Genomic DNA, 23132 nt, shown 5'->3' on the forward strand with positions numbered 1-23132 from the left:
CCGCTATGCGCTTCTTGAAATCGCATGAGTAACACCTCCTGCCCGAACATCGTCTTTCTCATAAAACGCCTCCATGGACGTTTTATATAACCGGACAGGTAATGTGCTCCTACACCGGACGGTTAATGTGCTCGCAACATTTGCGCTTGGTTTGCTTGACACATTTTACCTTTCCGCATAACATATTTTCACGGGGGTGGCATCACGAGAGGTCATCTGGGAAATGCCGGTTGATGGTTTTCCACTGAATGAGGAGTAACAAATGACTATTAATGTTGGGATGGTAGGAACTCTGGCGGCAATTATGGGCGGTCTAATTGCCTTGGTTGTCGTCGTTTCGTTGGGAATGCTGTTCATCGGAATATTCACTGGCAAGGTGAAAACGACCGCCTCAAAAGACTCTTTTGGTAACCCAGTATCGGTTTCAATAACCAAAAGACCGGCAGCATTTAAAACACACAGACTGGGCGCTCACGATGAGTAATTGCTCCGCGCGTTAAAAGGCGTTCACAACACAAACACCAGTATGCGGCGATGGGCTTTCTCTTACTTTTTAACCCCCCTTTTCCGGCCACCGGCATGAAGGAAATGCCCATGAAGTCGAGATTGCCGATTATCATTAACTGTGGAGGCTCGATATGGCGAAGATGAAACCGATACACCCCGGCGAAATACTCCTTGAGGGGTTTTTGGATCCGATGAATATAAGCCAGAACCTTTTGGCGCGGGAAACGGGAATGTCGCCCCGCCGCATTAACGAGGTTATTTTGGGCAAACGCGCCATCACCGGCGATACCGCCATCCGTCTTGGCAGGTTTTTCGGCATTGAGCCGGAATTCTGGATGAACCTGCAATCCCGTTATGATCTGGAAGTCGCCGGGGATAAGTTCAATCCAAAGGTGAAAATAACCGCCGGACGCTACCGGGCGCTCGTGAAAAATATCTCCAACTGAAAAGAGGCGGCTGTTGTCAGCCCGCCTTTTTCAGCTTGATGGTCAGCTTGAAGCCCAGCGCGCCCAGCACTGCCGAAATATTCTCTATCTTCGGGTTGCCCTTTTTTGAAAGCATCCGGTAGAGGTTCTCGCGGTTCAGCTTTGTCTTTGCCGCCAGCTTGGACATGCCAAAGCCATGCGCCTCCGCCACATGCCGAAGCGCAAGCAGAAAAACCTCCGGGCATTCCCCGTCTTCCAGCGCGGCGCAAAGATACGCTTCCGCCTCTGCCGGTTTTTTGAGGTCTTTTATCAGCTCATCATGCCAGCTTATTGCCGGCGGGATTCTTTTCTTTTTCTTAGGCATTATGCTTGCTCCTGTAAATAAACCAGTATTTAACCGCTTTCTCGATGTCCTTCGCCTGTGTTCGCTTGTCTCCACCACAAAGCAAAAGCACCACCTTTTTGCCCGCACGGGCATAGTACACGCGGTATCCGGGGCCAAGGGCAATTTTTAGCTCCCACACCGATCCTTCAATATGCCTGCAATCGCCAAAGTGCCCCAACTCTAAACGGCCAACGCGGTTTCGCACCGCCGCTCTTCCCCGGACATCCTTTAATCCACGCAACCATTCCATGATGGGAATTTTCCCATCATCAGCGGCATACAGTTGGATATTGTATTGCGGCTCCACCCGTTGAATGTAGCATTAAAGCCACATGGCGTCAATGGTGTGCGGAGAGTGCGTCATGGCACTTAGGGCCGGTCAGCCCGCCGTTTTCAACTTGATGGCCAGCTTGAAGCTGTGTCCTCCCCTTCGCCGTGTGCGATAAGGGGAGGACGCGCCGTGTATCCGCCCGGCGCGGGTGGGGTTTAACCGCTTGAGGCACTGCCAAAGATCGCCGCCACTTGCTGGCGGGGGAAAGAAGGTGCGGAGAGGGACAAGCCTTAAGGAAGCCCTCATGTGCCTATGCATCATGGCGAAGGAAAAAGAAAAGCGGTGGGGGGAATTGCGCCTTCGATTGCCGTCGCGTCACGCTCCGGCACATCGGGCGGCCAGCTTCCTAACCCGCGCATCACGCGCGTTTGCCCTCCCTCATCGGTCGGGCACGGATGTGGGCTTCAAGCAAAGGATGGGGATTCGGTCACACTCGTGCGTGCGTCCAGCACGCACTCGCGCGACCCCGCGGAAACATCCTAATTGCACATCACGTGCAATTACGCTCCCTAACCGGTCGCGTACGGATGTTTCCTTTTCGAATCCCCCCATTCCTTACCGGCCCATAATAAAAAAGCTCCCCGCCGGGGAGCGTTTTTATTATGGCGGAGAGGGGGGGATTCGAACCCCCGGAACAGTTACCCGTTCACAGGTTTAGCAAACCTGCGCCTTCGGCCTCTCGGCCACCTCTCCGCAGGAAGCGGAAATTCTAACACTATTTCCCCAAAAGCGGACATTTTTTAGCCTGTCGGGTAGTGGCGCCTTGATATGGGCGAAATGCCGCTGATGGAGGGAAAAGAAGAATGATTGACAGGGGGCTGTTTGATAAAGTATGTTAGCAGTAACTTATATGGTTATGGGGACTAACATGAAGGAAGCGTCGGAACTATTCAAAATATTCTCTGTTGATAAAAGGATAGAGATTATCGAACTGCTGAAAAAAGAGGCCATGAGCGTTAATGCCCTGGCTAAGACGTTAAGGATAACGCAGTCCGCGGTATCCCAACATTTGCGGGTACTCAAGGGTGCCAGCCTCGTAAAAAACGAGAGGCGGGGATATTGGATATATTATTCCTTGAACCGGGATACCCTTGAAAAATGCCGCCAGAGACTTAACCGCATCTGCACCTGCGGCTGTCTGGGGCGGCAAGCGGTTGTGGAGGGAGCCATGAAGGCAAAGAAAGGCTGATATTTTTTTCATAACTAATTAAGTTGATACGCATATTCTGATGCAGAAAGGAGGTGATAACATGGCAAAAGACACCAAAGAAAAGTCCGAAGTGAAGAAGCCTGAACTCAAGACCCGGACAAAGAGTTCCTGTGGTTGCGGTTGCTTCCCGCCTATGAAGACAAAATAGGCGGCATCGGGGTGGCGGGTTGCATGAAACAGTCCGCCGCCTGAATCTCAAAATGCGGGAGGGCGGGATGAAAGAGCTGATATTGATAACGTGCTACTGGGCACATCTTATTGCAACAGCGCTTTGGATCGGAGGGATTATCTTCATCCTTTTTTTTGCCATGCAGTCATCCAGGCACGTTCTCGGTGCGGAGTCAGGCAAGCTCATGGGGGATATTTCAAAGAGGTTCACTCCGGCGGCAAACTTGAGCATTGTCACTTTGGTTATAACCGGGGCGGTATTGGCGGGGCTGAGCAGGCAATATTCAGGCGTTGCCTTCCTTGAAAACAACTGGTCTTCGGCTTTGACGGTGAAGTCCATTTTGGTTTTCGGCATGGTTGCGGTTCATTTCTACAGGGGACTGGTCTTGGGTTCTAAGATTATGCGAACAACAGCCGATACCGAAAAGAAGTCTCTGCAAAAATTGTCCATCAACCTGGTCAAGGTGAACTTTGCATTAGGCTTGCTTGTGCTGCTCATAAGCGGACACCTATCCATTCTTCGCGGTTTTTAAAAATACGTTGCTTTAATTAAAAATGGCGACCGCCCCGGGAAAAATGCGGCGCGCGCGGCCAGCGCCTCCTTTTCAAGCGCCGCGCGGCATTCCGGCGCGGTGGCCGCCGTCGCGTGAAGCGTCAGCACCGGCTCCCCTTTTTTCATCGCGCGTCCCTCATGCGGGATGTCCCGCGCGTTTTTTTCGAACCACTCCGCGCTTCCGCGAAACGTGAAATCGTCCTCCGCGTAAAGAACCATGTTCCCCATCACGCCGGGACCGCTGTTTTGGGGAAGGGGGCTAAAAACATCCGGTGCCATCTGCGCCGCGACCAGATCGACGCCGCGCAGTTTTCCGAAAAGCGCGGCGGTGGCGGTGGGGCGCGGGTTGATCTCCAAAAGCCACAACGCTTCATCGTTGAGGATGAAGTCGGCCCCCCACCACCCGGCCATGCCGCTTTCGGCGGTCACGCGCGCGCCGAATTGTTCGAGGATGTGCGCCACGTCCGGGTTCAGCGGCGCGGGAAATATCCCGCCGCCGTACAAAAAGCCGTGGTTGATGTGGAGCGACGCCCCCAAAAAAACGCAGCGCCCCGCGGCGGAAAAAAAGAGCGCGCCGATGCTTTCTCCGTGGACGACTTTTTGGCGGTATTCGTCCCGTCCCAAAATACCATCGCCGGGCCGGATGCCGGTTCCCCCGGCGGACTTGGCGGATTTGATTATCCACGGAGTTTCTGGCGGATGGGAAGGAATTGAAAGAAATGAAACAGCCGGGAATCGGACCCCGTTGCAGGCCACTTTTTGCAAAAAGGAAATGTCCCGCGCCGCCGCCACCGCGTGGGCCGGCGCGTTGAGCACCCTCTTGTTCCGCGCCGCCTCCGCCAGCATTGCCGGAGCCGCCTCGATGGGGGCGCAGAAGAGCAGCGGCTCCGGCGCGGTTTCCCACGCGCGCAAAAACGCCTCCGGCGTTTCCCCGAACCCTCCCGGCGTCAGCGGCGCGGCGAAGCGCGCGGCATCCCAATCGTTGAACCCGTCGGCGGCAAAGACGCGCCAGCCGTGCGCGTGCGCGTTCTCCGCAAAAGGGCGCGCGTGGCGGCCTATGATGGCAATGGTGCGCTGCATGGAATAATTGTACGGCTATCCGCCGCCCCGCGCGCGGATTATGGTAAATTTAATGCGTGACGAAGAACGGGAAAAGCGGGGGGAGGCGCGATGCCGTCATCCGGGAATACGCCCGGATGATGATGGAAAATCCCCGCTCCCATGCGTTCGTCTCGATGGCCGACACCTGCATCCGCGCGGGACGGGCGAAGATGGCGCTCGACGTGCTGAACCGGGGGATCCAGTGGCATCCGGCGCTGAATGCCGCCCACGTGCAGAAAGGGCGCGCGCTGATGGCCCTGGGACGCCTGACGGAGGCGAAGCAGAGCCTCGGCTACGCGCTGCGGAACAACGCGCAAAACGTGCTGGCCCGCAAGCTGCTGGCGCGGCTGTATCTGGAGACCGGCGAGCCGGCCCGGGGGCTGGCGCTGCTGGACGAGATACGGCGGCTCTGGCCGGATCACGAGCCGGCCAAAAAACTGCACGACGAGCTGCGTGGCGCGATAGAAAAGGAAAAGAGCGACAGGGACTACCGCGAGGAGCGGGAACGTCCCGACGACGGCCGCCGGGAGGCGCTGGACAAGCTGGAACGGTGGCTGGGCAACGCCAACAAAATGATGGTGAAGGGGTGATGCGGTGGGCAAAAAAGTTTTGATCGTCAACGGGCCGAATATCAACATGCTCGGCACCCGCGAAAAAGACGTTTACGGGGCGGTTTCCTACGACGATATGTGCGCCAAGCTGACGCACATGGCGAAGGAGCTGGGGATTTCGCTGGAGATATTCCAGTCCAACCACGAAGGGGTGCTGGTGGACAAGATACAGGCGGCGCGCGCGGCGGTCGACCTTATCATCATCAATCCCGGCGCGTACACGCACACCAGCATCGCCCTGCGCGACGCGCTGGCCGCGGTGCGGGTGCCGTTCATCGAAGTGCATATCTCGAATATTTACGCGCGCGAGGAGTTCCGCCAGAAGAGTTTTCTTTCCGATATCGCGGCGGGGCTGATCGCCGGGTTCGGCGTGGAAGGGTACTACTTCGCGCTGGAGGCGGCCAACCGCGTGATCGGCCGCGGCGAAGAGCCGGGCGCGCGGCGGTGACCGCTTTCCACAAGGCGCGGGCGCGCCTCCTTCTCGCGCGGCTGGACGCGCTGGGGCTGGACGCGCTGGTGACGCTGAACCTGAAAAACGTCCGCTGGCTCACCGGCTACAGCGGCACGGCGGGCGCGTGCGTGATCTCCCCCAAGGGCAATTTCTTCTTCACCGATTTCCGCTACGCATCGCAGGCGAAGGTGGAGGTGCGCTCGATGGCGCGCGTCATCGCCGCAAAGCCGCTGCCGGAAGCGGCGGCGGAAAAGCTGAAAGAACTGCGCGCGAAAAAAACCGGTTTCGAGAGCGGCGACGTGACGGTGGCGGCGATGGCAAAAATGCGGAAAGCCGCCCCCGGCAAATGGATTCCGTGCGACGCGGTTGAAAAACTGCGAATGATAAAGGACGGAGCGGAGATAGCGGCGCTGGAGAAAAATTTCGGATACCTTGCCACGGTGTTTAAGGATATCGGCAAGGTGCTGGTTCCGGGCCGGCGCGAGCGGGAAGCGGCGGCGGATCTGGAATACCGCCTGCGGTTATGCGGCGGGGAAAAGGCCGCCTTCGATTTCATCATCGCCAGCGGCCCCCGCGCGGCGCTGCCGCACGGCGTGGCCGGCGGCAAGAAAATGAAAAAAGGGGAGGTTGTCATCGTCGATTGGGGCTGGGTGCTGGACGGGTATCACAGCGACAACACCCGCACGCTTTTTCTGGGAAAACCGAAACCGAAGCTGATGGAGATTTTCGACATCGTGTTGGAGGCCAACCAGCGGGCGATAGCCAAAGCGGCCCCCGGCGTGCCGCTGAAGGAAATCGACGCGGCGGCCCGCGATTTTATCGAGGCGAAAGGGTACGGCAAATATTTCGGCCACGGCACCGGGCATGGCGTCGGGCTGGATATCCACGAAGCCCCCGGCGTCAGTTGGCGCAGCGCCGAGACCGCGCGGGAGGGGATGGTCTTCACGATTGAGCCGGGCGTTTACATACCCGGCCTCGGCGGCGTGCGGATAGAGGACGTGGTACACATCACAAAAACCGGCTGCCGCGTCCTCACCAAAAACATCCCCAAAGCCGCGCGCACGCTGTAAATCCGCCGTCCGCCGCGGAAGCTGGCTTCCATCGGCGGCGCGGCGGCTAAGGCGCCGTCAAAAACGGGCGGGAAAAACTATTCCGCCGCTTTTTTAGCAACCTCTTTGGCGCTTACCGACAGTGCGTCCATCTGGTACTTCATCATTTCCTTGTCGATCGCCTTGGATCCGCCAACCATCCCGAACGATTCTTCGGACCGGTACTGGTCGGCGGTCTTGCCGTTGCTTAAGACAATCTGTCCGTCTTTATCGATCAGGACATACACCACGTTGACGATAGCCGTTGCCGAGCCGGAACCGAAGGTCAACGCGCTGAAGAATTTGCTCGCCCCTTTGGTGCCGTAGCCCAGATAGTTGGATTGCAGCCAGACCCCGTCAACCTCCGCGTCGGCGCAGAACTGTTTGGCGGCTTCCACAATGGCCTTTTGATACTCATCGCAGGTGATGCAAGTCACAAATTGCGCTTCAACAAACGGCAGGTCGTCGGCCTGCGTCCACCGTTTATACCGCTCCGGGCTTGCGGAGCCGGGGATTTTTCCCACGCTGTCATTCACGGCCTGAGCGAACTTCGCTATCGCATCGTCCTTGCCGAGTTCCTTGGCGGAAACCACCTGCCATTTCCGCACGCCGGAAAGTTTCTCTTTGTATTGGGCAAGGGCGTGTTTGACCACTTCCTTGAAATCGAACCCTTCGGCCATGGCTTTGTCATCCTTGGTGGCCTCGCCCTCCTGTCCCAAAGTTGAGACCGCTCCCGCGCCTTCACCGGAGGCGACAACGTTGTACACCCCCATTCCCAACACCGCGATTTTCACTGGCTCGCCGCCGTTTAACACGCTTTGGCTTTTGGCGCGGGAATCGGCGGCCGAAAACAACATGAGCAGTATAAAAAACGCTGACGCCCTCTTCATAAAATGGTTCCCCCAAAAATATTTTTTAGAAATACAAGAATGAACAACATCGGTCATAGCCATAATGACGCACTCCTCCAAAGCACATGCCTATATTTCCACTTCCCACAAATGGCCCGCTTGAGCCACCTCCATCGCCAGCCAATTATACCAAACTTCCATAAAATATGGAATTGCGCGATGCCCTTGCGCCATTGGTATTCGGTGGTAGCATATATCGAGTGGGAGAGATTGGAGGGGGTGTCATGAAACGGTTTTTCTTCGTTCTATGTTCTATCGTCCTGGTTATGGCGGCGTGCGCCACCGCCACCGGCAATGTCACCGGCGTGCAAGACATCACGGGGGGTATCGGCATCGTGGTGGATGCCTCCGTGGTGAACAAAAACACCATCGGGCGCGATGATTTTTCCATGCCGGACAACCGCGCCATTGCCACGCTTGCGGGCAGCGCGGCGGCGGACGCGCTGGCGCGCAAGGGATACACTACCGCCGGGCCGGTGGTGACCATCGCCGGTGCGCGTTTGGACGCCAAAGACAAATACGCGGTCACGGACATGGAGGGCAAAAAAATCGAGGCCCCGGAAGCGATTCAGCCCCCCTTCATGGTGGAACCCGCCATCCCGGATACCGCGCGGGCCAATATCGGGCCGCTCTTCAAAAGCCTGTATACCACGCCAGGTTCAGTGAGCAAACAACTTTCCACCGTCAATCCGGCCCACCTTGACGTGGCAGAGGGCGGCGGCGCGATTCTGGCGGTTATTTGCGCAGGACGTATACCGAGCGGCGGCTCACGCGCCGCGGCGATTGGCACCGCTTTTGTGGCCGTCATCGCCGCGACAGCCGGCGCCAGCACTGATGTAAAGGGGGAAGTCCGTACGCAGTCGACGGCGGAGATTTATCTCATCGACCGGCGGAACGGCGCCACGCTTTGGCATGACGCCGTGGAGGCGCACGACGTAAGTCCCGCTTTCTTCGCCGACGCGGTGGGAAAGATGCTGGAGAAATTGCCGCCGCCGCGTAATCCCTAGCGGGGTATTGAAAAACTATCTATGCATGTCATTCTGAGGAGCGAAGCGACGAAGAATCTTTTTCCGGAAAGGGATTCTTCGCTACGCTCAGAATGACACGGGGGTTTTTCAACAACCTGCTAACCCACGTCGACGAGCTGGAAGCGTTCGCGCCAGTCGCGCTGCATCTCGGCCCGCAGGCCGCGGTGTTCCGGCTTTTGCAGTTCCGGATCGTGCCGCACCAGTTCGAACGCCTCGTTGCGCGCGAATTTGAGAATCTCGAAATCACGGACGAGGTTCGCCATCTTCAGCGACGGCAGCCCGGACTGGCGGGTACCCAGCAGGTCGCCGGTGCCGCGCAGTTCCATGTCTTTTTCCGCGATGACAAAACCGTCGCCGCTTTCCGTCATCACCTTCAGCCGCTCTTTCGCCACCGCGCTCAGCGGATATTCGATGGCGAGCAGGCAACTGCTTTTATCCGCGCCGCGCCCCACCCGCCCCCGCAGTTGATGCAGTTGCGCCAGGCCGAACCGCTCGGCGTGCTCGATCATCATCACGGTGGCATTCGGCTGATCGATGCCGACCTCTATCACCGTGGTGGAAACGAGGACATCCACCTCGCGCCGCATGAAACGGTGCATCACATCGTTCTTTTCATCCTGCTTCATCCGCCCGTGCACCAGCCCCACCCGCAGGTGGGGAAAAACCTGTTCCTGAAAAACCTTCCACATGACGGTGGCGGCCTTCAGCTCGCTCTTCTCGCTCTCTTCCACCAGCGGGTAGATGATGTACGCCTGCCGCCCCTTTTTCACCTCGTTGTTGATGAGCAGGTACGCCTTGGCCTTTTCCGCCGGGCGGATGATTTTCGTCGCTATCGCCTGCCGCCCTTTCGGCATGGTGCGGATGGTGCTCACGTCGAGGTCGCCGTAGAGCGTCATGGCCAGCGTGCGGGGTATCGGGGTGGCGGTCATGATGAGCGTGTTGGGGCGCTCCCCCTTTTTCATCAGTTCGGCGCGCTGCATGACCCCAAACCGGTGCTGTTCGTCTATCACCGCCACGCCGAGGTTTTTGAATGCGACGCCCTGCTGGATAAGCGCGTGGGTGCCGATAAGCAGATCGGTTTCCCCCTCGGCGGCGCGGCGGCGTATTTCCTCCTTCTTCTTCGTGCCGCTGGTGAGCAGTTCCACCCGCAGCGGAAAAACGTCTTTCATTTTTGTGAGGTTGCTGAAATGCTGCTCGGCCAAAATTTCGGTGGGGGCCATCAGCACCCCCTGAAAACCGCTCATCGCGGCAAGCGTCAGCGTTATCGCCGCCACCACCGTTTTGCCGCACCCCACGTCGCCTTGCACCAGGCGGTTCATCGGATGTTCGCCGCGCAGGTCGCCCAGGATTTCGCCCAGAACCGACTGTTGATCGGGGGTCAGCTCAAACGGCAGCCGGGCGGTGACCGACGTGCGCTGTTCGTCCGTGGCCGGTATGGTTACTCCGCGCACCCGCTCGGTGTTGCGGCTCCGCAGTATGGCCATCGCGCATTCGATGAGGAACAGTTCTTCGAAGATCATCCGCTTGTGGGCCTTGGTGCGGCAGGCGGCCAGTTTTTCCGGCGGGGTGTCGGGCGCGGGATGGTGGATGCCGAGCACCGCCTCGTGACGCGGCGGGAGGTGCAGCCGTTCCAGCAGCGCCGGCGGCAGGTTCTCCGTCACCGGCGGCGCGCCGGCCAGCGCGGCGGCGACGATCTTCCGCATCGTTCCCTGGTTAATCCCCCCGGTCAGCGGATAGACCGGCAGGATGCCGCCGGTCGCTTCGTCCTCCCCTTCGCCCAGCACCACGACATCGGGATGCGGCATTTCAAAGGAGTGCCCTGTCTTTCCCAAATGCACCCTTCCGGTGGCGACAACGTGCCGCCCCACCGCGTATTTTTTCTTGAGGTAATCGGAGCGGACGTTGAACCAGACGCAGCGCAGAATGCCGGTGGCGTCGCGGATGCCCATCTGGAAAAGGCATTTGCCGTAACGCAGGCGTTTTTCATGCATGTCGTGAATGACGCCGCGGACCGTAAATGTTTCCCCCTCGCTTAACGAGGCGATGGGGCGGACGTTGCGGCGGTCTTCATAGCGGACGGGGAAGTGGAAGAGGAGGTCTTTCACGGTGGTGATGCCGAGGCACGCAAGCTGTTCGGCGCGGCGCGGCCCCACCCCCTTGAGGAACTGCACTTCCGCGTCAAGGCGCAATATTGTCATCGTGCGTCCGCCCGCGCCCCCGTTTTTGCCAGCATAACAGCCACATAATAGCAGGTTGTGCGCGGCGGTTTTCTCGGTACCGCCGCGCGGATAAATCCGTAATCGCGCGGCGGCGTGGCAGTTTCAGAACGGGCTGTCACCGGTATTCGGCGTTTTTGATTTCCGCCTGAAAAAACTCGAAGCGCGTATTGCCGTTAAAGCGCCATCCCGCCGTAACCGCTGTTGGAACAGCGTAGCCTCCAAAGCTTCCCTCATGCGCCACCGTGGCGCCGAACATTACAAAACCCCATGCGCCGTCTTTTGTTTTATCGCTCCACCGCAAGCAGGTCACGTCATTCAGCGATCCATTTTCCTTGACGGTGATATGGATTTTGACGGACTCCCCGCCGATCTGGAATGTTGCGGCAGCGGCATTATCCCCTTCGCTTTCCCATGTCACTCCGTTATGGGGCAACAGGGCGCTTGGCAACCAGACATATTCCATGGCCAGCCGCCCCGTTGCCGACCTTGCGATGTTTTTGCCGCCGGCGTTAACGATTGGCAAAATGCCAAGCATAAAAAACCGCATCCCAGCGGCATTATCATCAAGAAAATCTCCCCCCGAGAAGCGAAGAATCCCCGTTCCTATGGATGCCTTCCATGTAAAGCCCTTGCCGGAGGCGATGACCTGCTCCGCTGTCATGGGTAGCCATTCCCCTTCGGGTTTTAAGCGGAAATGGCCGGTGGAGGTTAGTTGAACCGACGAACCGAGCGGCGTTCCGGGTTGTATGGCGTGCAGAAAGTATTTACGCGCGGCTTCGGGCAAAGAGGCGACCATGCTTTCATCAAATGCTTTTCCGGCATCGCCGATCCGCAATCGCCGTTGAAGTTCATCCATGTGATTGTCGGCGGCATGGCGGTTGTAACCGAGATATGCAACAAGTGTGATTACGAGGACTGCCGCAACTTGCAACATGACAATCACCGTATCATATCCATACCCATCCCATTCGCGAGCAATAAAAGAAGAGGCAAAAATTAGTTCGCCCCGCTCCTCCACCAGGAGCGGGGCTGGTAATTGGCTACTTGGTCATGAGGAAGTCGGCAATGTCGCCCGCCTGCTCATCGGAGAGCTTCGGGGTCATGTGGGCCGGCTTCGGTTTCGTTTCCTTGTTCATCCGCTTTTTCAGATCCGCGGTTTCAGGGTCGTTCGCGGCCCAGGTGCCTTGCGTATCGGTGAGCCATTTCACAATCCACGGCTTGGTGTGGGTCTTGCCGGCGCCGGTGAGGTCCGGCCCCACCACTTTTTTTCCGAATGCGTGGCAGACCGGGCATTTCGTGGTTCCTTTGTCGTTGAACAACGCTTCCCCTTTCGCCGCGTCGGCGAAGGCCATCGGCGCCGCCGCCAAACCCGCCGCGAGAGTTGCCGCCAGAATTTCCTTTTTCATGTTTCCCTCCTGTTTATAATAGCGTTCGTGCCAATGGTGTTGCGTTATCCATCCAACGTATTTCCCGGCGCGGACAACGAATGCCCCGTCAGCCCACGTTGATTTCGGAGAGCTTGAAACGGCCGGTTTCTTCCGTTGCCGCGTGGCGGATGTCCCGCGCCTTGTCCGGCAGACCGGCCTTATCCAGCGCCTGCGCCAGCTGTTTGTACGGTTGCGGCGAGAACGGGCGGTGGCGGCGCAGCCACCACTTCAGCCAGGCCACTTCGCGCTGGGCCATCGCGCCGCCTCCCGCGTCGCCGGTTATCGAACCGTAGACGAATCCGTCGAGGTGGAGGTGTTCGGGCCACGCGTCCGGGCTGTCCACGATGGCGGCGGCGAAGGCGTCGCCCAGCAGCAGGCGCGCGTCCTTGCACCAACTGGTGCGCAAACCGTTTTCGCGCCCCAGCCGCATCTCGCCTTCGATGTGCGCGCGCGACATGTCCACGCCGCAAAGCCGGGCGCCGGCAAGGTTCAGTTTTCCGGCGATGCGGGCGGCGGCCAGCAATGCCGCATCCTCGAACAGCGCGCCGGCGAGGAGGAGACTGCCGGCCACATGTATCTTTTCCATGTCCACCGCGCCCTGAAAGCGCGCGCCCTTCATGTCCAGCGAGCCGCCGATCCGCGCGTCGGGCATCCGCACTTCGCCGCCGAACGTGGCGCCCCGCAGGTGTACGCTCTTGGCCGTCTTGATTTTTTCCATGTCCAGCGTTTCGGCGAACCGGGAATGTGACAGCGAAAGGGTATGCGCGGTATGCAGGCCGCCCATCTCCACGGGCGCGTCGAAGCGGCAGAATTCCAGCGCCAGCTCGTGATCCAGCGGCTTATCGGTGAACTTGAGCGGCTGGCGTATCCACGCGCCGACGATGCGCACGCCGCGGCTGTTGATGGCGCCGCGCCAGGGGTCGTTCAGCGCGATGGCCAGCAGGAATGCCGGGCTTATCCCGCGCCGGGGATCCCAGCCGGCGTCGGTGTCGGTCGTGCCGAATTCCGGCTCCTTGTTGAAGTCCGCCTCTTCGCCCCGGCACAGTTTCGCCCAAAGCCACCGCTCGGATTCGTTCCACGACTCGTGGGGGGGAATGTCGGAAGGTTCATAGTTCATAATTTTTTTCCTGTTGCGCCATGTAACCGTTCAGGAAATATTATCCCCCTTTATCGCCCTGTGGGCAAGCTTCTGCTCTCCCGGCATTTCAGGGTGGTCATGGGACTAAATTTGTCCAATATACCCAAAATGCCATATAGAACCAATATCGGCGCGGATCATGTTATATCCGTGCCGTTTTGCGCGAAAATCATTTAAAATGAGGGTCTATGAAGAATAAACGCTGTTGCCCATCCCCGCGGTTCAATGCCGCTCAACCTTTATCCGTACACAACGTTTGACCGCCTACCGCTCCGGCTACTGCTGCATACTGGGCCGCCCCAACGCCGGCAAGAGCACCCTGCTCAACCGCTTCTGCGGCGAGAAGGTGGCCATCGTCACCGACAAACCGCAGACCACCCGCGACATGATCACCGCCATGAAAACCACCCCGTCGGCGCAGATAATTTTCCTCGATACGCCGGGGTTGCACGAAAGCCCCAAAGAACTGAATAAAATCATGCAGGCCGCCGCCAAAAACGCCGCCGAATCGGCCGATATGCTGCTTGTCATCTTCGATCCGCGCGAAAAGTCGGCCCGCGAAGACCTGCATCTCGCCCGGCAACTGGCCGGCTCGGCCAAACCGGTCATCGCCGCCATCAACAAAATAGACCTCGTGGACAAATTAATGCTGCTGCCGGTGATGCAGATGCTGGCGGACGAGGGGATCGCGGATATTTACCCCGTCTCGGCAAAAACCGGCGAAGGGGTGGAGGCGCTGGAACAGGGGATCGCGGCGTATCTGCCGGAGGGGCCGATGCTGTACCCCGAAGACCAGCTCACCGACCAAAACGAGCGGTTCCTCGCCGCGGAGATCATCCGCGAGAAGCTTTTCCAATACACCCACAAGGAGATTCCCTACTCATCCGCGGTGATCGTGGAAGAGTACAAGGAGCGCAACGAAAAGCTGAACGCCGTGCGCGCCGTCATCTACGTGGAACGGGATTCGCAACGCGGCATCGTTATCGGCCAGGGGGGCCAGATGATAAAGCAGATCGGCCAGGCCGCGCGCGAAGAGCTGGAGCAGCGCTTTGGAAAGAAGTTTTTCCTTGAGCTTAACGTGAAAACCCGGAAAGACTGGACGAAGGACGAAAAATTCCTCAAGGAAATCGAACGCCAGTATAAAGGATAGACCGTGCCGCTCTTCAACGACGAAGCGATAACCCTGCGCCATTTCGATTTCGGCGAGGCCGACCGGATCATCAGCTTTTTCGGCAAGAAGCACGGCAAGGTGCGCATCGTCGCCAAGGGGTGCCGCAAGCTCAAAAGCCGCTTCGCCGGGCGGCTGGAGCCGTTCCACACCGTCGACATCGTCTACTTCGGGCGGGAACATGCCAGCCTCTTCAAGCTCTCCAGCGTGGACATGAAAGACATGCGCCCCGCCGCGGGGGAGGGTTTGGAACGCTATGCCCGCGCCTGCTATGTGACCGAGCTGATGGAAGCCGGACTGCGCGAAGGGGATCCGAACCCGAAGGCGTGGATGGCCGCCGAAGCGACGCTCAACCTCATCATGAAAGAAACGCGCGCGGCGGAGCTGGACTGGATAATCCGTTTTTTCGACGTGAAGTTTTTAAGCCACCTCGGCTACACTCCCACGCTGGACCGCTGCGTCGCCTGCCGCGCCCCGCTGCCGGAATTGCCGCAGGCGCTGTTCGACGCCGAAAAGGGGGGCCTCACCTGTCCGCGCTGCAAGCATAAAAGCAGCGGGCTGATTCCGCTCTCGGCGGGGGCGGCCAAGTTTCTGGGCAAGATACCCGCCACCGCGTTCGGCGACGCCGCGCGGCTGAAACCCTCGCCCCGGATATTGGGGGAAATCGTCCGCTGCATCACCGCCTTCCGCGACCAGCGGCTGCACGCAAAATTTAATAGCGAAAAGTTCTTTTCCGCCGTTAATATGGAGCGCATGGGGACTCCATGAAAAAAATACAGGCCATCATAAAACCGCTGAAGCTGGACGACGTGAAAGACAAGCTGAACGAAATCGGCATCGGCGGCCTCACCGTCAGCGAAGTGAAAGGGGTGGGAAAACAGGGGGGCAAGGCCGGCCTCTTCGTCACCGCCCCCTCCGCCGCGGGCCTCCCCAAGGTCTGCCTTGAAATCGCCGTCGACGACAACCGGGTGGAAGAGGTGATCGCCGCCATTGTGCAGTCGGGAAGCGCCGGCCGTGTGGGAGACGGCAAGATATTCGTCACCGATCTGGAGGATGTGATCCGCGTCCGCACCGGCGAGCGCGGGCCGTCGGCCATTTAGCGCCCTGCTACAAAGAAATTTCCGGCATCGGCAGGCCGTACCGCACATGGGCCATGTAATAGAGTTCAAACGCCTCTTTCATATAATGAAAGATTTTCCCCTTTTTGTGGATAAGACGGTTGCGCGGCGGCTGAAGCGGGCTGGCTCCAACTAAAAACGCCGTGTTTCCCGCGTCGGCGATGCAGAGCACGCTTAAATCATCGCCACGGACTTTTGATCCCCCCTGAATATCGGCGGCGATATTGTGGGCGGCGCGCAGGGCCATCGTTTCGGTCATCTGTCCCGTCTTCGGCACCCCCACCGGCACCGGCGTCGGTTCCTTCGGCGGGATGGCAAGCGCCACGCCCACGGCGTAAATGTTCGGGTGGCGCGGGTTCGCCAAATACTCGTTCGCCAAAAGGAACCCGCGCGGATTCGCCAGTCCCTCTTCCCCCATGTACGCGTGGCTGCCGTAAAACGGCGGCGTAATGAGGGAGAAATCGGAAGCGAGGCGCCGCCCTCCTTCCAGTTCCACATGGCCCGGCGCCACGGCGGCAAGGCGCGCGTTCATGATGCATTCAATATCCCGGTCGGCGAATTCGTCCTCCAGCATGCGGCGCATCGCCCCAAATCCCCCAACGCCGAAATGCCCCGCGTATGGCTCGTTGGTGAACAGGGAGACCGAAAATTTGCCGCGGAGCTTTTTCCGGCGGAGCATGGTGTCGATCAAAAATGCCATTTCATACGCCGGCCCCAGGCAGGAGGCTCCCTGGGCATTTCCGACAACGATGGAACCGCCGCCACGGGCGCAAACCTCCTCCAGCGAACGCCGCGCCGCCAGCGCTTGCTCCACCGTGAAGAGGGCATGGCTATGCCCCCCATCGGGACCCAACCCCGGCGCCGCCGCGAAATCCAGTTCGGAGCCGGTCGCCGCCACAAGGTAGTCGTATTCATAAACACCGCTCTTCCCGATGGCGCGGCAGGCGGCCGGCTCCAATTTGGTGATGGTGTCCTGTGTGTGACGAATGCCGGCGCTCCATAGCCGCGCCGCGACCGGGTGCTGAATGGCGGACGGCTCGCGCCAGCCCATCGCCACCCACGGCAAGGATGGAACGAACGTGAACAGGGGATCGGCGGAAACGACGGTAATGTCGTGCGCGCCGCCCAGCAGCTTCCGCAAGCGCATCGCGGCGTTGAAACCGCCGAAGGAGGAGCCGAGCACCAGAATGCGCTTGCCCATCAGAACGTCACGACTTTGTCGGAATCCATCACCCAATCATTCAGTATTTGCATCGAGCCGGGCCGCACCGCGTCGATCATCTCCCCCGTGCCGATGCCGCAGCGGTCAATGCAGGTTTTGCAGTAGCGGATTTCCGCGCCGGCGGCGGCTTCTTCCGCGAGCATCGCCGCGAGGTTGAAATAGCCCTTCGGCGGCTCAAGCCCGTTCCGCGCGGCGTCCACCCCCGCGTTGATAAGAAAGATGCGCGTCCGGCCGCCTTTTTCCCGCGCGGTGGCGGCGAGGCGGATGGCGTTCCACGCGGCGTCCGAGCCGCCGTACGGCGCCGAACTTATGATGACGAGAAGCGACTTGGCCATGGACACCCTCCCTATAAATGGCTGTTTATCACTTTATAATGATAACAAAGCTTACAATAAAATGTCAATACATGCTCCGGCGATGGAAAATCCGCGCCTCCTTCGGTTGCCTTTTCCCATGAGGCAACGCGTCCGGCGGCGGCCGCGCCGCCCGCTTTTCTTTCACACCCCGCTTCGCCATTCCGGTATATTAAACGCAGATGGAAAAAGATGACGTCCTTACGCTGATCAAGGGAATACTTGACCACCCGATGACGCCCCCGGAAATCCGGCGGCGCCTCCCCAAGCACCTGCGCGGCGGTTTAAGCCAGAAGCTGAACCAGATGGAACACGCCGGTGAAATAGTCAAAATACGCTACGGGCGCTACGGCCTCGCCAACCAGATGAATCTTGTCACCGGCCGTTTGCAGGGCCACGCCGACGGCTACGGTTTCGTGATTCCCGAAGGGGGGGCGAAGGGGAACGACGTTTTTGTCGGCCCGGCGAATTTCCGCGAAGCGATGCACGGCGACCGGGTGGTCTGCCGCATCGAAAGCACCCGGCGCGACGGCAAAGTCGAGGGAAAAATAATCCGCGTGATGGAGCGGGCGCAGAGCACCATCACCGGCGTATACCAAAGCCGCGGCCGTTTCGGCATCATCGTCCCCTCGCAAAGGCGGATCGTCCACTCCTTCCAGGTGGGCCCCGGCGCGTCCGGCGGCGCCAAGGGCGGCGAAGTGGTGGTGGGCAAAATCACCGCCTACCCGGACGAGCACACGCAGCCGGAAGCGGAAGTGATCGAAATCCTCGGCTTCCCGGACAGCCCCATCGTGCAGCGCCGGATGATCGTCCGCCAGTATGAGATTCCCGAAGAGTTTCCCCCCGCCGCGCTGAAAATCGCCGAGCGGTGCGAAGAGCCGGGGGACAAAGAGGCCAAGGGGCGCGCCGATTTCCGCAATGCGTGGGTGGCCACCATCGACGGCGAGGACGCCAAGGATTTCGACGACGCGGTTTCGATACAAACGATGACCTACGGTTATGAGCTGGGGGTACACATCGCCGATGTGTCCAGCTACGTCCAGCCGGACAACGCGCTGGACAAGGCGGCTTACGAGCGGGGCACCAGCACCTACTTCCCCGGCACCGTGCTGCCGATGCTGCCGTTCCAGCTTTCCAATAACGTCTGCTCGCTGCGCCCCCACATCGACCGGCTCACGCTTTCGGTGCTGGTGCGCATCAACCGGATGGGCGAGATTTTGGGGTACCGGTTCTCCCCGGGCGTCATCCGCAGCACGCACCGGCTCACCTACACCGAGGTGGCCCGCATACTGGAAAATCCCGATGCCGAGCCGGACCGGGCGAAAGCGGCCAACCTGTCGCTGATGAAGGATTTGTGCCTCAAGCTGAATAAAAAACGGATGATCGACGGCGGACTGGATTTCGACATTCCCGAACCGAAAATAGCCCTCGATGAAAAAGGGGAGCCGGTGGGCATCACGCGGGCGGAGCGCACCGTCGCCCACCGCCTCGTCGAGGAGTTCATGCTCACCGCCAACCGCTGCGCCGCGAACTTCCTGGCGGACAAACCGTCGATCTACCGCGTCCACCCCGCGCCGGATGCGGTGCTCATCGAGGAGTTTTTCGATTTCGCGGGGCGGCTCGGCTATGTCACCAATCCAAAGCAGAACATGGTCTTCCGCCTGCAGGAAATCTTGAAGAAGGCCGAAGGCCACGCCGACGAAAAACTGCTCAACTACGTCATGCTGCGCCACATGAAGCAGGCCTGCTACCAGCCGGAGAACACCGGCCACTTCGGCCTCTCCTTCGAGGAGTACACCCACTTCACCTCCCCCATCCGGCGTTACCCGGACCTCATCGTCCACCGCCTCATCAAGGCGAAGCTGGACGGGAAGGAACGCTATCTCGATTACGGCGGGCTGGCGGAGGCGGGGGTGCATTGCAGCGCGATGGAGCGCCGCGGCGAGCGGGCCGAGCGCGACGTGAAGGACATGCTGAAGGTGCGCTACATGGCGGGGCATGAGGGCGAAACCTACGACGGCATCATCACCGGCGTCACCGCCTTCGGCATCTTCGTCGAGATGGGCGACCTGATGATAGAGGGGCTGCTGCGCCTGACCGACCTGCACGACGACTATTACGACTACCACGAAAAAGAACACATGCTGATGGGGAAAAGGACAAAACGGATGTTCCGCCTCGGCAGCCCCGTGAAAGTGCTGGTGAAGCATGTGGATGTGTTAAAGCGCGAGATAACGCTTAACCTGGCGGAGATGGCGGATCAAAAACCGGGCCGCCCCGGCAAACGCCCGCCGGAGGCGCGCAAGCGGGGTAAAGACGCGCGCAAAGGGGGCAAGCGCCGCACGCGCGGCCGCTGATGTGAGGCGATGCGCTTCTTGATCGTTGCCGCTCCGCGCCAATGTACACAATAAATTGTGTACCTGCCGTGAAAAACCGGAAAGCCCCACTTTCCCGGATTTTGGTATATAATATCCGTAGTTCTTGCGAGTTAGATATTTTGAAGGGGTAGGCGTGCCTGCCGTGGGCGTTTTTTAAACGTTACTTAAGGAGGGTGATTCTTCGCGGGACCTTATTCAAAATTCAAAAAAACGAAAGTCTATAAGATTTTTTAATCTCAATCTTTGGAGGACAGTGAACATGTCGTACACAACAAAATTTAAATCACTGGCGCTGGCGGCTACGCTCGGCTTCGGCCTTCTTGCCTGTAGCGGCGGGGGCGGCGGCAGCACCACCACAAGCGCCGACCCGGCCACCGGCGGAACAGCCGTGGCCACCGTCTCCGGCACCGGCACCCAAGGCGCCGCCGGCACCGCGGGCTTGGCCGTCGCCGACAAAATCAGCGTTGTAAGCTCCACCACCTCGGCCAAGCCGACGGGTAAGGCGGCGGTGAAAATCGCCACCCCCGCCGGCGCCACCGGATGGGCGACGACCGCGGACTATCTCACCGACCCCCAATTCGTCTATATCCAGGACAGGGCTTCCGATGCGTTCGATAAAGCCAACGAGATCCTTTGCATGGTCGCCCAGACCAATTATGACGATGCGTTGCTGGTGAATACGGGCGCATACAAGGCGCAGGTCGACACAAAAAAATGCTCCAATAACCGCGACAGCCAGTCATCGGGCGCCTCATCTTCCTCCTCATCCTCCGGCGCCAGCGCCGATGCGCCCAGTTACGCCACATGGATCGTCGTTTCCAACCGGGCGGACGCAACCTCCCCCCACGTGGTGAGCGTATGGATACATGAGAAGGAAATGGGTCCGGGCGGCACCCCCGGCATAATTTTCGCCAAGGCGGTCATCGAAACATCGGCCGCCGACCTTCCCCCCTACGGCCACTTTGCCCTGAATTTCGTGGGATACGGGCTGAAAGCGGATGGCACGGCCGATACCGCCAAGGTTGCGATGAAGGGGTATATGCGCACGGTTAAAAAGACCGACGGCAGCCTGGCATTGCAGTTCTACAACCTTATGGGCGACGGCACCACCACGATGGAGGAAAAATCCACACTCTACCGGAACACGGCCGGCACCGCGGGCGACGGCATTGTGGAATTCCCCGACTGGCAATCCTGCACTTCCCCGAAGTGTACGCCGACCACCACCAAAAAGATGGGCATCGCGTTTAACGCCACAAACTTCCTCCGCACCGATCTGAGCGCAACCCCCGCAACCCCCGCCTCCGTCTGCCTGGACAAGGCCCAACTGGTCAGTTCCGTCTGGCGGTACGGCCTGTATAACGCGGCCGACGGCTCGCAAAAAACGCTGAGCAGCGGATTCCCCATCAAGTACACTTCTGACGGAACCGACGGCGGAACCACCGGAACCGACTACTACGGCTACGTTGGTTACTGGGGCATATGGTTGGATAATACCGTAACGATCCCCAACAACGCCGTCGTATCGAAGATGAGCTGGAATAACGGCACCGCGGCGGCGGCCGCCTACACCGTGATGAAGAGCGGCGGCAAGCTGAAAAAGCATACCAAAAACAGCACCACGCTGGACAAGATCAAGAACGTGCCGCTGAACTATTCAATGTGCACGCAAAGCGGCCAGACGTTCACCTGCGCCAACTATATAGCCAAGTGGGACGGCACGATGTTCGCCATCACCCAAAAGATGAGCAATACCGGCGGCGGCTTCACCGCCCTTACGGCAAGCGACCCCACCTTCATCGACGTGAGCGCCCTGCAATGGCAGAGCACGCTGAACATGTGGTCGCAGTCGCTTGGCGGGCAGGTGATGATCAAGTTCCCGGTGAATAATGCCACCCCCACCACCGCCTGCACCAAGAGCGGCGGCTGGGACGGCTTTTCATGGTCGCAGGAGACCTACAACTGCGGCAACGCGACAACCGGCGCGCTCACCCCCCCGGCTGCCTCAGTGCCGGTGGTCTTCTATAAGGAGCAGGTGCTCATGCCCGGCGACGCCGACAGCGTAACAGCCGCCAGCACGGCACTTAAATGCTTCGATGGCTGCCCGGATGGAAGCAAGTTTACCACCACCGCCACCGGCAGCGCCTTTTATGCCCAAGTACAGGGGATGATGACCGACACAAACTACGCCACTTCGGCCAAGAGCTACACCTATGCCGATGCCGCCTATACGCTGACCGATGCGGCTAACGCGGGTTCCGTCACGCTCACCACTGCAAACACCAACCTGACGAATGAGTGGGGCGGCACCCTGGATTGGGGCGCTCAAACCGGGCCGCTCTTTAACCCGGCGGCAGTGGTGGCATCCACCGCCGCAACTGTCGCGGATGGCACCGCCGGCAAGACCTACGCCGAACTGCTGAAATGCCCGTGGGATCCCACGGCATGGGGCACAGGCGCGCAGGTTTGCCCGTGGCAGGCCCGCGAACAGCTTCCCATCTACTACACTTGGGAAACCGGCTGGAACAACTGGAACTACCTGACGGCGTTGAAAGGGCCCAATCCGGCCACGACCGTCGTGCCGTTCGACCAGCCGCTGGACGTCACCTTCACCTATCCGTCCACCGCGACCGGCACGAACCCGGCCGCCACCGACACGAAGTACGCCGGCGTGCCGTTCATGCTTAATTACGGCGGCTTCGGCGACCTCTGGGGCATACCCGGACAGTGCGTCGACCCGGATACCAACACGGCGGTGGATTGCAGCGCCGGCGCCAATATGCGCTGGGTTCCGGAGTTCGCGATACCGGACGGTTCGCTGGTGACCAATGGAACCGGCAACTACTACGTGAAGGGGCTGGAGATGGAGCAGCGGATGGCGAAGGTGGCCGATGCGTCGTGCAGCGCGCTGACCGTGCCAACCTATACCCTCCCCGATGCCACCAACTTCAAAGATCCGAGCGACATCGGCACCGAACCGACGATCACGGACGCGCCGAAGGTCATCGGCGGCGTAACGCAGTAAGCACCGTCCTTTAACGCTTCACCAAGGGCGTCCCGTTTCCGGGACGCCCTTTTTATTTGTGTAAACAAATAAAAAGGGTTCTTGTCCCGCGCCAAAAGAAACCTCCCTCAAACATCGCCTTGCCGGCATTACACCGCACACGGATTTCGCGGGGCCCTTTTTTATTTGTGTTTTTTGGTAGATACGGTCTTGCACGTCAAGCGGTTTTCATGTGCAATTTCGGGTTAAAGGCGGTTTTGTTTTTAAGTATGCCGTAGGCGATGTGCAGCAGTTTCCGCATGACGGCGATAAGGGCCACTTTTTTCGGTTTTCCCG

At 59.4% G+C, this 23132-nt stretch carries 24 protein-coding genes and 1 tRNA gene; 13 read left to right on the top strand and 12 right to left on the bottom strand.

The annotated features are described in order from the left end of the window. The first annotated feature begins 262 nt into the window (after window positions 1-262). Together HZA03_11670 and HZA03_11675 are read left to right on the top strand one after the other, a co-directional pair. On the top strand, window positions 263-484 hold the full coding sequence (locus HZA03_11670; GenBank protein MBI5638615.1) for a hypothetical protein: 222 nt from the start codon (window positions 263-265) through the stop codon (window positions 482-484). Between the two features lie 154 nt (window positions 485-638). After that, window positions 639-953 (top strand): HigA family addiction module antidote protein, encoded by a 315-nt coding sequence (locus tag HZA03_11675; protein MBI5638616.1) that lies wholly within the window; start codon window positions 639-641, stop codon window positions 951-953. 16 nt (window positions 954-969) lie between these two features. Here the strand turns inward: HZA03_11675 and HZA03_11680 are convergent, their stop codons facing one another. The 3 genes from HZA03_11680 to HZA03_11690 all read right to left on the bottom strand — a co-directional run bounded on the left by HZA03_11680 (window position 970) and on the right by HZA03_11690 (window position 2341). Beyond that, window positions 970-1296 (bottom strand): putative addiction module antidote protein, encoded by a 327-nt coding sequence (locus HZA03_11680; protein MBI5638617.1) that lies wholly within the window; start codon window positions 1294-1296, stop codon window positions 970-972. Then, a complete protein-coding gene (locus HZA03_11685; GenBank protein ID MBI5638618.1) occupies window positions 1289-1567 on the bottom strand; it encodes a type II toxin-antitoxin system RelE/ParE family toxin in 279 nt (92 codons plus the stop codon). The genes HZA03_11680 and HZA03_11685 overlap by 8 nt, the downstream gene beginning before the upstream one ends. 684 nt (window positions 1568-2251) lie before the next feature. Further along, window positions 2252-2341: transfer RNA gene (locus HZA03_11690), tRNA-Ser, on the bottom strand. A gap of 163 nt (window positions 2342-2504) precedes the next feature. Between HZA03_11690 and HZA03_11695 the strand changes: the two genes are divergently transcribed. Next, window positions 2505-2837, top strand: coding sequence for a winged helix-turn-helix transcriptional regulator (locus HZA03_11695; protein ID MBI5638619.1), 333 nt, complete (start codon window positions 2505-2507; stop codon window positions 2835-2837). A gap of 236 nt (window positions 2838-3073) precedes the next feature. Next, window positions 3074-3559 (top strand): CopD family protein, encoded by a 486-nt coding sequence (locus tag HZA03_11700; GenBank protein MBI5638620.1) that lies wholly within the window; start codon window positions 3074-3076, stop codon window positions 3557-3559. Here the strand turns inward: HZA03_11700 and HZA03_11705 are convergent. After that, window positions 3556-4659 carry an ATP-grasp domain-containing protein gene (locus tag HZA03_11705; protein MBI5638621.1) on the bottom strand — a complete coding sequence of 368 codons (1104 nt, stop codon included), beginning with the start codon at window positions 4657-4659 and terminating at the stop codon, window positions 3556-3558. The genes HZA03_11700 and HZA03_11705 overlap by 4 nt on opposite strands. Window positions 4660-4715: 56 nt before the next feature. On the opposite strand from HZA03_11705, the gene HZA03_11710 reads away from it, so the two are divergent. The 3 genes from HZA03_11710 to HZA03_11720 are packed head-to-tail and all read left to right on the top strand — an operon-like array spanning window position 4716 to window position 6812. Next, window positions 4716-5270 (top strand): tetratricopeptide repeat protein, encoded by a 555-nt coding sequence (locus HZA03_11710; GenBank protein MBI5638622.1) that lies wholly within the window; start codon window positions 4716-4718, stop codon window positions 5268-5270. A 4-nt stretch (window positions 5271-5274) separates the two neighbouring features. Beyond that, the gene (gene aroQ, locus HZA03_11715) at window positions 5275-5739 is read left to right on the top strand and encodes a type II 3-dehydroquinate dehydratase (protein ID MBI5638623.1); all 465 of its coding nucleotides are present in this window, start codon (window positions 5275-5277) and stop codon (window positions 5737-5739) included. Beyond that, window positions 5736-6812 carry an aminopeptidase P family protein gene (locus HZA03_11720; GenBank protein MBI5638624.1) on the top strand — a complete coding sequence of 359 codons (1077 nt, stop codon included), beginning with the start codon at window positions 5736-5738 and terminating at the stop codon, window positions 6810-6812. The genes aroQ and HZA03_11720 overlap by 4 nt, the downstream gene beginning before the upstream one ends. A 77-nt stretch (window positions 6813-6889) precedes the next feature. Here HZA03_11720 and HZA03_11725 read toward each other — a convergent pair whose 3' ends face one another. Next, window positions 6890-7720 carry a hypothetical protein gene (locus tag HZA03_11725; GenBank protein ID MBI5638625.1) on the bottom strand — a complete coding sequence of 277 codons (831 nt, stop codon included), beginning with the start codon at window positions 7718-7720 and terminating at the stop codon, window positions 6890-6892. A gap of 245 nt (window positions 7721-7965) precedes the next feature. On the opposite strand from HZA03_11725, the gene HZA03_11730 reads away from it, so the two are divergent. After that, the gene (locus tag HZA03_11730) at window positions 7966-8748 is read left to right on the top strand and encodes a hypothetical protein (protein ID MBI5638626.1); all 783 of its coding nucleotides are present in this window, start codon (window positions 7966-7968) and stop codon (window positions 8746-8748) included. 119 nt (window positions 8749-8867) lie between these two features. On the opposite strand, the gene recG is transcribed toward HZA03_11730, so the two are convergent. The 4 genes from recG to HZA03_11750 all read right to left on the bottom strand — a co-directional run bounded on the left by recG (window position 8868) and on the right by HZA03_11750 (window position 13532). After that, window positions 8868-10967, bottom strand: coding sequence for an ATP-dependent DNA helicase RecG (gene recG, locus HZA03_11735; protein MBI5638627.1), 2100 nt, complete (start codon window positions 10965-10967; stop codon window positions 8868-8870). A gap of 136 nt (window positions 10968-11103) precedes the next feature. Then, entirely contained in the window at window positions 11104-12006 is a 903-nt protein-coding gene (locus tag HZA03_11740; GenBank protein MBI5638628.1) for a hypothetical protein, read from the bottom strand. 22 nt (window positions 12007-12028) lie between these two features. Next, window positions 12029-12394 carry a cytochrome c gene (locus tag HZA03_11745; GenBank protein ID MBI5638629.1) on the bottom strand — a complete coding sequence of 122 codons (366 nt, stop codon included), beginning with the start codon at window positions 12392-12394 and terminating at the stop codon, window positions 12029-12031. 88 nt (window positions 12395-12482) lie between these two features. Further along, on the bottom strand, window positions 12483-13532 hold the full coding sequence (locus HZA03_11750; protein ID MBI5638630.1) for a pentapeptide repeat-containing protein: 1050 nt from the start codon (window positions 13530-13532) through the stop codon (window positions 12483-12485). A 262-nt stretch (window positions 13533-13794) separates the two neighbouring features. Between HZA03_11750 and era the strand changes: the two genes are divergently transcribed. The 3 genes from era to HZA03_11765 are packed head-to-tail and all read left to right on the top strand — an operon-like array spanning window position 13795 to window position 15821. After that, on the top strand, window positions 13795-14703 hold the full coding sequence (gene era, locus HZA03_11755) for a GTPase Era (GenBank protein ID MBI5638631.1): 909 nt from the start codon (window positions 13795-13797) through the stop codon (window positions 14701-14703). Between the two features lie 3 nt (window positions 14704-14706). Continuing rightward, window positions 14707-15489, top strand: a complete 783-nt coding sequence (gene recO / locus HZA03_11760; GenBank protein MBI5638632.1) for a DNA repair protein RecO — start codon at window positions 14707-14709, stop codon at window positions 15487-15489. Continuing rightward, entirely contained in the window at window positions 15486-15821 is a 336-nt protein-coding gene (locus HZA03_11765; GenBank protein ID MBI5638633.1) for a P-II family nitrogen regulator, read from the top strand. Before recO ends, HZA03_11765 begins: the two co-directional genes overlap by 4 nt. A 7-nt stretch (window positions 15822-15828) precedes the next feature. Here HZA03_11765 and HZA03_11770 read toward each other — a convergent pair whose 3' ends face one another. After that, window positions 15829-17040, bottom strand: a complete 1212-nt coding sequence (locus HZA03_11770) for an FAD-dependent oxidoreductase (protein MBI5638634.1) — start codon at window positions 17038-17040, stop codon at window positions 15829-15831. Continuing rightward, window positions 17040-17396 (bottom strand): DsrE family protein, encoded by a 357-nt coding sequence (locus tag HZA03_11775; GenBank protein ID MBI5638635.1) that lies wholly within the window; start codon window positions 17394-17396, stop codon window positions 17040-17042. Before HZA03_11775 ends, HZA03_11770 begins: the two co-directional genes overlap by 1 nt. A 200-nt stretch (window positions 17397-17596) precedes the next feature. On the opposite strand from HZA03_11775, the gene rnr reads away from it, so the two are divergent. Continuing rightward, entirely contained in the window at window positions 17597-19771 is a 2175-nt protein-coding gene (rnr, locus tag HZA03_11780; GenBank protein ID MBI5638636.1) for a ribonuclease R, read from the top strand. Window positions 19772-20051: 280 nt separating this feature from the next. Then, window positions 20052-22817: a hypothetical protein gene (locus HZA03_11785; GenBank protein ID MBI5638637.1), complete on the top strand. Its 2766-nt coding sequence runs from the start codon at window positions 20052-20054 to the stop codon at window positions 22815-22817. A gap of 196 nt (window positions 22818-23013) precedes the next feature. Here HZA03_11785 and HZA03_11790 read toward each other — a convergent pair. Further along, a partial coding sequence (locus tag HZA03_11790) for an IS110 family transposase (protein MBI5638638.1) occupies window positions 23014-23132 on the bottom strand: 119 nt, incomplete at its 5' end.

The sequence above is a fragment of the Nitrospinota bacterium genome (assembly GCA_016217735.1).
GTDB lineage: Bacteria > Nitrospinota_A > UBA7883 > JACRGQ01 > JACRGQ01 > JACRGQ01.